The organism is Aquibacillus rhizosphaerae, assembly GCF_030282825.1.
In the GTDB taxonomy this organism is placed as follows: Bacteria; Bacillota; Bacilli; order Bacillales; family Amphibacillaceae; genus Aquibacillus_C; species Aquibacillus_C rhizosphaerae.
The window spans coordinates 17,574-27,614 of record NZ_JASTZU010000023.1 but is presented as its reverse complement, the minus strand read 5'-3'; the positions used below and the strand labels follow the sequence as shown (position 1 = coordinate 27,614).

Below are 10,041 nucleotides of genomic sequence, written 5' to 3'. Positions count from 1 at the left end.
GCTAAGGTGCTGCCCCCCGGAAAGGGAGTATTTTTCCGTAGCGCTAGATTAACCACTCATCTTAAAAAGAATGCAAGGAGGTTACGATAAAGTTAATGCGCACTTTATATCTTTTACGTAACAACAACTTTTAAAGAAATAACTGTATTTCTAATCATTTATCATGAACTGTTGACTGGTTGTTTTACTAGTTGAGGGTAGCGTTGTTTTGTAACAAGAAGAGTTAAACCGCAAATGAGCAGTAATATACTAGTAACCATAAACACGGATGCAATACCGTAGTAACCAGCTAGTGCACCGCCCATAATTGGGCCAATAATATTACCGAAAAAGCGAATGCTCGTATTATACCCTAGTACTTCTCCTTGCATAGCAAGTGGAGCTTCCTGGCGTATATATGCAATTCTAACTGGAATGATCCCGCCAATTGCTATTCCGAGTAAGAAACGTAAAGCAACCAACTGCCAGATGTTTGAAACAAAAGCACCTGGAAAATAAAATACAGCTGCCATAATTAAGAGAGTAATTAGAATTTTTATATACCCTACTTTATCAGCAATTCTTCCCCAGTTTCTGGCCATTAGTAAATTACCTAATCCAGCAACTGAAAAGGCAATACCTGAGAATAAAGCCAAGTTAGCCGGACCGTGTAAGTCTCCAACATAAAGGGAAAGAATCGGTTGAATACTAAAATGGGCAATTTGAATGAACATGGAAACTAGCATGACCATCAGTAGCATTGGGTGTTTAACTATATGGAGAAGTACTTCTTTACTTGAGTAGCTAGATTGGGCTCCTTTTTCTATTTTTATTTTTTGTTCATGAATTCCAATTAAAACTAGAAAAGCGGATAAAAATAATAGAATCGATATCCATTTAAATGTAGTTTCATATCCTATCGCATCGGCTAATATACCGCCGATAAGGGGCCCCATCAAAGTTCCGGTGACACTTCCAGTTTGCAATGTACCTAATACTCGACCTGCAATTTGTTTTGGTGTTTGGGTCGAAATTAACGCTTGAGACATGGATATAAATCCAGTGAAAACACCCATAAATAAACGCAATAAAAACAACTGCCATACAGACGTTACAAAACCCATTAGAAAAACAGATAATCCAAGTCCTATTCCAGAAATAACTAAAATGTGTTTCCGACCATACCTGTCACCAAGTTTCCCCCAAATTGGTGAGAATATAAATGCGGCAACGAACGTTACCCCGAAAGTTAGCCCTGACCAGTTTTGTACATATTTATCTGTAAAGTCCCCAAATGTTTCAATATATAAAGACAAAAAAGGTAACACCATCGTCATACTACCCGCAATGAAAAAATTAGCAAACCACATGATATACACATTCTTTTTTATCGTTTGTTCTTCGTTGATAAGAAATCACTTCTTTCGATCGATTAAATTCGTGAGCCTAAGTATATAATGATAGCTTAGTTACGAATAGATATGAAGTGATTTGCAGTGGTTATAACAGTTGTACTAGCTTTATTCACAGGTAATAATAAAAAAATAACTACTCCCAAATTTGGAAGCAGTTATTAGTATATGTTATTGAATTTAAACAAGACGACGGCGAATGAAACCAGAAATTTGGTCAATGATTGTTACAGCAATGATAATCACAAGTAGAATCATGCCAACTTCGTCCCAATTTCGGTTTAAATAAGCAAATGTGATCAATGTACCGATACCTCCGGCTCCGACTATCCCGAGCACGGATGACGCACGAACATCAATTTCAAATCTGTATATAGCGTAGGACAGAAACTCAGGTAGTACCTGTGGCATTATCCCGTAAAAAAGAATTTGCATTTTATTTGCGCCACTTGCTTCTAGTGCTTCGATAATGTTCATATCGATTGATTCGATGACTTCTGAATATAGTTTTCCTAGCATTCCGGTTGAACCAATCGCAATTGCTAGCACCCCTGCAAATGGATTAGGTCCAACTGCAGCAACAAAAATGATAGCAAGTATAATCTCAGGAAAGGCACGAACAGCACCTAAAATCCACATTCCTATCGTGTTTAAAAACTTGTTCTTAACCATATTAGAAGCACATAAAAATGCCAGTGGAATAGCTAAAACAGCAGCAGCTAAAGAACCTGTATAGGCAATGAATATCGTTTCAACCATTTTCACTAGAATCGTACCTGTTTCTGCCCAGGCAGGATCAAAAAACTGAGGTATAATTCGGTTGATATTCTCTAGTGTTCTCTCACTAAATACTCTTTCCCAATTGATATTAACACTTGAAAAAGTCCAGACATATAGAGCAACCACGGCAAGTAAAATAATAACCCTTTTTACTACTTTTGCAGGTGTTCTTGGTTTAGGAGGAAGTTGATTACTCATTATACAAGACCCTCCCTTAATTTACCGCTAATCCAATCTATAACAACAACGACAGCAAAAATGATTAGTACAATTGTTGAAACAGCGGGATAATTTAAAAAGTTGATTTCTTTATTGATTAGTTGCCCTACTCCTCCAGCACCAACTAATCCTAAAACAACCGATGCTCGTATGTTAATTTCAAATACATATAAACTAAATGAAATAAATTGAGGTAGAATTTGAGGGACAACAGCATACCAAATCGTTTGGATTGTGTTTCCTCCAGATGCTCTAATCGCTTCTGATGGATGCATATCAATTGCTTCAATTATTTCACTCATGAGCTTTACTAAAATCCCAACTGCAAAAATAATCAACGCTATAATACCTGAAAATACACCGATTCCAAACAAACCAACAAAAACAACTGCTAGAATAATATCTGGTATTGTACGGATAATATTTAAAATCATTCGCATCGAGTTATACAGCCATTTATTTGTTGTGATATTATGTGCGGCTAGTAAACAGAAGGGCACACTAATAATTACTGCAATCGTTGTGGCTATAATTGCCATATGGATCGTTTCAAAAAGCTTAGGCCACACATTGTTAACGTATCCCCAATCAGGTGGAAAAAAACGACCGACAAGATCAGTAATATTGCCTAGCTTTAAAAAGAAATTTATAATGAATGATTCTGTTGTAATGGAGCTAACTAAATAAAAACCGATAACAACAATAAACGCGATAGAGATTGTTCGTTTCGTTTTAGCAGGATAAAGGCTCGTAGGTATAAATTCATCTGTTTTATTCATTTACCTCGCCTCCACGTATATCGTCTTCGCGGATGGTACGGCCATAAATCTCCTCAAATGTTTTTTCCGTTACCTCTGATGCAGGGCCGTCATACACGACTTCACCAGCTCTCATTCCAATAATACGGTCTGCATATTCCATAGCCATATCAATAAAGTGCAGATTTACGATAGTTGTTATGTTGTCCTCTTGATTAATTTGTTTCAAATACTTCATCACTTGGTGAGAGGTTGGTGGATCCAAACTTGCAACTGGTTCATCAGCTAAAATAACTTTTGGTTTTTGAGTCAATACACGAGCAATACTAACCCGTTGTTGTTGTCCACCACTTAATTCGTCTGCGCGACTATATAATTTATTTTCAATATTAACTCTTTTTAAGTTTTCATAAGCGAGTTCCATATCCTCTTTTGGATACATATTAAAGATACTTCTAAATGTACCTGTATAACCTAATCTACCAGCGATAACGTTCTTTAATACAGTGGATCTTTTTACAAGGTTATAACTTTGAAAAATCATTCCTACTTTTTTCCGAAGTTCACGAAGTGATTTTCCATTATGTGTTAATATATCTTCACCATCTACGATTAACTCACCGTCTGTAGGGGTGACGAGTCTGTTAACGCTTCTAATAAAAGTCGACTTACCAGCACCAGATAAACCAACAATTACAACGAATTCACCTTCATTAATTTTAATATTTATATTTTTAAGCCCCTCATTACCGTTTGGGTACACGAGTGACAAATTTTTAAATTCAATCATGATTTACCTCCATATTTGCTTGAATGACTTTGATGACAGGTTAAATGTATTTAATGTAGTCTATTTAATTTTGTCAAAAGCACCATTATACAATCTGCATTTGATAAAATAACTTAAAATGGTAAAACAGGAGAGAAGAATAGCTTCTCTCCTGAAGTATTATAAATGTTGAATTTCTATTTTAGTATCAGTTCTTACATATCATCGATAGAGATATCATCACTAAACTTCTCATAGGTTTCACGAACTACGTCGTATTCGCTATCTTCAGCTTCGATAATTTTATCCCAATTATAAACTTCATTCATAATTTTAATCATTTCTTCATCGTCATTGAAGCTTAGGAAAGTTTCTTTTATTTCTGTTACAAGCTCATCATCTAATTCTGATGTAACAGAGATTGTATCGTTCGGGATTTCTTTTGTATGAGTTAAAATTTTTGTTTTTTCCATAATATCTGGATAATCTTCTTCAAGACCGGTTCTTACATCATCAAATGTAGTAGCAACATCAGCTTCACCTTCTAAAACGGCGATAGCAGACTGGTCATGACCACCAGTTTGAATAGACTCACCGAAAAATTCAGTTTCTGGATCATCTACACTAAACTCATCCATAATTTGTGCTGCTGGGAACAAATAACCACTAGTCGAAGTAGGGTCACCATATGCCCAAGTTTTTCCCTCTAAATCATCCAATGATTCAATTCCTGAGTCAGCACCAACGATATATTGTGCAACGTATGTACCACTACCGAAACGTTCGGATTTAAGTATTACTTCAACATCATGTTCTTGATTAGCCAACACATAACCGAAGGCAGGGATAAATCCAATTTGAACCTCATTTGTTCCCATTGCTTCAACAAGTGCAGTATAGTTTGTCATTACTCTTCCTTCTACTTCAATACCAAGTTCTTCAGATAGCTTGTCTGCCAATGGTTCAACAGTATCAGCAATCGTGTCAGACTCTTGTGAAGGTACAAAACCCATTACAATCGATTCTGGATTTCCTTCATCGCCACTTGCGCTGTCACCACAACCTGCAATAATAATCACAGTTGCTGCAGCTAGAATAATAGATAAAATCTTTTTCATTTGTTAATTATCCCCCTTAAATTATGTTTTTATAGATAACAATTTTAATTATGCACTATTTAGCGAATTATGACTAGTCTATTTACAAACTTTTTACAAAAAAAATCGCTAAAACTGTATATTTGTAAGATGTTCTTACACGAACGTTCGTTATTTATTGTTGGAAATAATGCGGCATATAGAAATATTCACTTGTTTTCATATATAATAAGTTTCATACATAGATTCATAGATACAGACACGGAGGATTTACATGAAGAAAATTTTCAGTTATGTAAAAATATATAAAAAATCTGCAGTGTTAGCATTAATATTGATGGGACTAGAGCTAAGTGTAGAACTGATTCAGCCTATTATCATGTCGATTATTATTGACGAAGGGATTGTTGGACAAGACTTCCAAACGATTATCATATGGCTTTCCGTGTTAATAGGTTTAACGTTACTAGCGTTCGCTGCTGGCATTGTAAGTTCATTTTTCGCAGCAGATGTCAGTCAAAGTGTCGGTCACGATCTCAGAAGGGATCTGTTTAGTCGTGTGCAAGATTTTTCTGCGGTACAAATGCAAAAACTTACTGCATCATCATTGCTTACCCGAATAACCGGTGATGTGACACAAGTACAAGCCTTTTTATTTATGTTTTTAAGAATTATGCTAAGGGCACCACTATTCATTATTGGTGGAATAATCATGGCTTTTACAGTACATGTTCAGCTGGCTACTATTCTAGTAATTATTGTCCCAGTTTTACTTCTGATTGTGTTTTGGATTTTGACAGAGGGAATTAAATTGTTTCGAAGAGTTCAAGTTCGTTTAGATCATCTTAATAGTATTATTCGTGAGAATTTACTAGGGATTCGATTGGTCAAAGCATACAATCGAAATAATCATGAACAATTACGGTTTAATAAAGTAAATAATCATTTGATGGATGATAATAAGAAGGCGCTTCAATTAATGGAATTAACGATGCCAATTGTGATGCTAGGCATGAACATAAGTTTAGTGCTTCTTTTATGGTTTGGCTTTATGGAGATAAACATAGGCAGTGCACAAGCTGGTGAGGTTGTTGCCATTATAAATTATGCTACAAGAATTATGGCTTCCTTTGGAGTGTTTGGTTTCCTATTAATGAACTTTTCAAGAGGAAAAGCTTCTGCTACAAGAATTAGTGAGGTATTAGAGAGTAAACCTAGCCAAGTTATACCGAAGACAGATTCAAGTATTGCTAACATAGAAGGACATATAAATTTTGAAAATATAACGTTTTCGTATTCGAATATGAAAAGGGCAGCTTTGAAAGATATTTCTGTACAAATAAACGCAGGTGAGACAGTGGGTATATTGGGAGAAACGGGTTCAGGTAAAACTACATTTCTTCAGTTAATTCCAGGGTTATACAAGGCGAAGAGCGGAAACTTATCTATTGATAATAAACCAATTAAGGAATGGGGTAGGGCAATACGCGATTTTGTAACGCTTGTACCGCAGGAAGGCTTTTTATTTTCTGGAACAATAAAAGAAAATATTGCATGGGGGAATGAAAAAGCTCAGTTTGACGATATTGTTCGTGCTGCAAAAGATGCTAATATTCATTCGTATATTATGACTTTACCTGATCAATATGAAACACGAGTTGGTCAAAGAGGTGTTAATTTGTCAGGTGGTCAAAAGCAACGTCTATCCATTGCAAGGGCGCTTTTAGCTAATCCCACTGTATTATTATTAGATGATAGTACCAGTGCATTAGATGCGAATACAGAGCAACGAGTGCTTGAATCAATCAAATCAAAGTCTTGCACTACAGTTGTTGTTGCGCAAAAAATAAGTTCAGTCATGGATGCTGATAAAATTTTAGTGTTTGATAAAGGATGTATTGTTGCTTCTGGCAATCATCAAGAATTAATTGGGAATAGCCCGCTATATCAAAAAATCTACCAATCACAAATGAAAGAGGATGGACTATCATGAGGAAAAATAGGACTCAGGATGTAACTACCTCTCGCCATTACCAAGGAGTAAAAGTTAAAAAACCTAAAATTAGTAATTTAAATGAAACGATTTCAAGAATTTGGATGTATATGTCCACCTATAAAAGTTTATTTATTTTTGTACTGTTATTAGTTGTTGTTAGTTCTTCGTTATCTTTATTAGGTCCGTATCTGCTTGGTGTGGCAGTTGATGAGATCATTACGGGTATAGAAAAGACCAATTTAATAATTATCATTGCTATTCTGATTGGAGTATTTTTGCTTCAATCGGTTACAACGTGGTTTCAGAATTACTGGATGATTAAAGTCGCTCAACATGCTGTTTATGCAATGAGAAAGGATTTGTTTTCACATGTATTAAGACTTCCAATTTTATTTTTTCAAACAAGGCAGAACGGAGAGATAATGAGTCGGTTAACGAATGACATTGAGAATGTTAGTCGAACGTTAAATACGTCTGTTATACAGTTAACGACGAGCGTATTAACTTTAACAGGAACAATAATTGTCATGTTTATCCTAAGTCCTCTGCTTACATTACTAACGCTTATTATAGTCCCGTTATTGTTTGTAGGTATGAATTGGATAACTAACCGTACAAACCGTTATTTTAAACAACAACAACATGATTTGGGTGATTTAAACGGCTATGTGGAAGAGGCATTGTCCGGTCATGACATAATAAAATTGTTCAACCAGGAGGAAAGAGTTAAACGAGACTTTATAGAAAAAAACCAGCGTCTGAAGGAATCTAGTTATTGGGCACAAGTATACACTGGATTTATACCAAAGATAATGAATTCACTAAATAACTTAAGCTTTGCCATCATTGTGGGAGTTGGTGGAATATTCGCGTTTAATGGAATGATATCAATTGGTGTTATTGTTACTTTCACGGCATATGCAAGGCAATTTACAAGGCCTTTAAATGACTTAGCTAATCAGTTTAATGTGATATTATCAGCTGTATCCGGGGCAGAAAGAGTATTTGATGTCATGGATGAGGAAAAAGAAGATAAAAATGATGTTGAAATAAAAAACAGGAAGAGGTTAAAAGGCAAGGTTGAATTCCAATCGGTATATTTTTCTTATGGTCAAGACGACAATACACTGAATAATGTCTCCTTCATTGTAAACCCAGGTGACACGGTTGCTTTGGTAGGTCCAACGGGTGCAGGGAAGACAACGGTAGTTTCGCTGTTATCAAAGTTTTATGAAGTTGAAAAAGGAAAAATAATGTTGGATGATCAAGACATAAATAAAATGTCCAGAAGTGGTATCAGAAGCCAGATGGGCATTGTGCTACAGGATTCTTTTTTGTTTGATACAACAATCAAAGAAAATATTAGATATGGTCGGCTTGACGCAACAGATCACCAGATAATTACAGCAGCTAAATCTGCGAATGCTCATACATTTATTAGTCAACTTCCGGATGGTTACGATACAATACTTGATTCGAATGGATATGAGATTAGTCAAGGGCAAAGACAATTGATATCTATTGCAAGAGCAATGCTTGCTGACCCTTCACTGTTAATCTTGGATGAGGCCACAAGCAGTATTGATACAATTACCGAAATTAAAATTAATGAAGCGCTAACGAAGTTAATGAAGGGTAGGACTAGTTTTGTAATTGCTCACCGTTTAAATACGATTCAACATGCTGATTTAATATTAGTGTTACAAGAAGGTGAAGTAATTGAACAAGGTACACACAAAGAATTAATAAAACGCAACGGTTTTTATGCACAATTAAATGCATCCCAAAATAGAGCTATAAACGAATAATATAATTTGCTATTTCATCCATTTATGCATGATTACGTACTGAAAATACTAAACTATAAGAGGTTACTGTGTATGGATAGTGACGTTACATAGGGGGTAGATAGGGTGGTACAGCTTAGTATATTAGATCAAACAGCTATTCCATTAGGTAGTACAGCACAGGAAGAATTATGGAATACTACAAAACTAGCGCAAATAGCTGAAAAGCTTGGATTTTATAGGTATTGGGTTTCAGAGCATCACTTAGAAACATTAGGTCATTCAAGTCCGGAAGTGTTGATTCCTCATTTGTTAGCCAATACATCAACAATTAGGGTCGGATCAGGTGGAGTAATGCTAACACACTACAGTGCATACAAAGTGGCAGAAAACTTCCGATTACTGGAGGCCTTATATCCTAATCGAGTAGATATGGGTGTGGGCAGGGCACCAGGTGGTATACCACTTGCAACCAGCGCATTACAAGAACATAAACAAACATATCATGATGCCTATACAGAGCAAATAAAAGATCTTATTTTCTACCTATCTGGTTCACAAGATCCAAACCATCGATTTCGAGGACTAAAAGCAATGCCGGATATCAAAACGGTACCTGAATTATGGATGCTTGGTTCCAGTGGTGGAAGTGCTGGATTAGCAGGAAGTCTTGGTATTTCTTATGCTTATGCACAATTTATAAGCGGTCAACATGGCGGTACAGTAGTTGAGAATTATAAACAACGGTTTCAACCCTCCAACTTGAGAAAGAAGCCAGCTTCGATGGTAGCATTTTTTCTTGTATGTGCAGAAACAGATGAGGAAGCGGAAATGTTGGCTTCATCTATAGATCTACAATTCTTACAAATAGCTAAAGGAGAAAAAAATGCGGCTTTACTCTCACCTGAGCAAGCAACAAAATATTCGTTCTCATATCTAGATAAACAGATTATTCATGAGAATAGAAATAAAATACTAGTAGGTTCTCCGCAAACAATAAAGAAACAGCTATTACGTTATAGTGAAGAATATCAAGTAGAAGAATTTATGTTAGCTAGCATGATTTATAATTTCCATGCAAAAGTAAAAAGCTATCAACTTCTATCAGAAGCGTTTCGATAAGAGAGCTAAAACTAATTAGGTTATTTATCTGACTCTAATAACAGACACCTAAACCTTAAAACCACTTTCCTCCAGAAGAGAGTGGTGAGTTTTTGTTTAGCAAGAGTATAACTTGCTTATAA

8 protein-coding genes are annotated in these 10,041 nt (G+C 35.6%); 3 read left to right on the top strand and 5 right to left on the bottom strand.

Features of this window, described 5'->3' with window-relative positions; all coding sequences use genetic code 11:
* Nucleotides 1-161 precede the first annotated feature (161 nt).
* From QQS35_RS06855 to phnD, 5 genes are all read right to left on the bottom strand, one after another.
* Nucleotides 162-1,349, bottom strand: coding sequence for an MFS transporter (locus tag QQS35_RS06855; RefSeq protein WP_285931181.1), 1,188 nt, complete (start codon nt 1,347-1,349; stop codon nt 162-164).
* Nucleotides 1,350-1,571: 222 nt separating this feature from the next.
* Entirely contained in the window at nt 1,572-2,369 is a 798-nt protein-coding gene (gene phnE, locus QQS35_RS06850; RefSeq protein WP_285931180.1) for a phosphonate ABC transporter, permease protein PhnE, read from the bottom strand.
* Complete coding sequence (gene phnE, locus QQS35_RS06845; RefSeq protein WP_285931179.1) at nt 2,369-3,169, bottom strand: phosphonate ABC transporter, permease protein PhnE; 801 nt, start codon at nt 3,167-3,169, stop codon at nt 2,369-2,371. Before phnE (QQS35_RS06845) ends, phnE (QQS35_RS06850) begins: the two co-directional genes overlap by 1 nt.
* A complete protein-coding gene (gene phnC, locus QQS35_RS06840; protein ID WP_285931178.1) occupies nt 3,162-3,938 on the bottom strand; it encodes a phosphonate ABC transporter ATP-binding protein in 777 nt (258 codons plus the stop codon). Before phnC ends, phnE (QQS35_RS06845) begins: the two co-directional genes overlap by 8 nt.
* A gap of 194 nt (nt 3,939-4,132) precedes the next feature.
* Nucleotides 4,133-5,035, bottom strand: coding sequence for a phosphate/phosphite/phosphonate ABC transporter substrate-binding protein (phnD, locus tag QQS35_RS06835; RefSeq protein ID WP_285931177.1), 903 nt, complete (start codon nt 5,033-5,035; stop codon nt 4,133-4,135).
* 253 nt (nt 5,036-5,288) lie between these two features.
* On the opposite strand from phnD, the gene QQS35_RS06830 reads away from it, so the two are divergent.
* The 3 genes from QQS35_RS06830 to QQS35_RS06820 all read left to right on the top strand — a co-directional run bounded on the left by QQS35_RS06830 (nt 5,289) and on the right by QQS35_RS06820 (nt 9,919).
* Entirely contained in the window at nt 5,289-7,007 is a 1,719-nt protein-coding gene (locus tag QQS35_RS06830) for an ABC transporter ATP-binding protein (RefSeq protein ID WP_285931176.1), read from the top strand.
* The gene (locus tag QQS35_RS06825) at nt 7,004-8,818 is read left to right on the top strand and encodes an ABC transporter ATP-binding protein (protein ID WP_285931175.1); all 1,815 of its coding nucleotides are present in this window, start codon (nt 7,004-7,006) and stop codon (nt 8,816-8,818) included. Before QQS35_RS06830 ends, QQS35_RS06825 begins: the two co-directional genes overlap by 4 nt.
* A 105-nt stretch (nt 8,819-8,923) precedes the next feature.
* On the top strand, nt 8,924-9,919 hold the full coding sequence (locus QQS35_RS06820) for an LLM class flavin-dependent oxidoreductase (protein ID WP_285931174.1): 996 nt from the start codon (nt 8,924-8,926) through the stop codon (nt 9,917-9,919).
* Nucleotides 9,920-10,041 lie beyond the last annotated feature (122 nt).

Excerpts from the sequence above, each read along its gene's own strand:
- phnE (WP_285931179.1), bottom strand. The coding sequence starts at position 3,169 with ATGAATAAAACAGATGAATTTATACCTACGAGCCTTTATCCTGCTAAA.
- QQS35_RS06830 (WP_285931176.1), top strand. The coding sequence starts at position 5,289 with ATGAAGAAAATTTTCAGTTATGTAAAAATATATAAAAAATCTGCAGTG.
- phnC (WP_285931178.1), bottom strand. The coding sequence starts at position 3,938 with ATGATTGAATTTAAAAATTTGTCACTCGTGTACCCAAACGGTAATGAG.
- phnD (WP_285931177.1), bottom strand. The coding sequence starts at position 5,035 with ATGAAAAAGATTTTATCTATTATTCTAGCTGCAGCAACTGTGATTATT.
- phnE (WP_285931180.1), bottom strand. The coding sequence starts at position 2,369 with ATGAGTAATCAACTTCCTCCTAAACCAAGAACACCTGCAAAAGTAGTA.
- QQS35_RS06855 (WP_285931181.1), bottom strand. The coding sequence starts at position 1,349 with ATGTGGTTTGCTAATTTTTTCATTGCGGGTAGTATGACGATGGTGTTA.
- QQS35_RS06825 (WP_285931175.1), top strand. The coding sequence starts at position 7,004 with ATGAGGAAAAATAGGACTCAGGATGTAACTACCTCTCGCCATTACCAA.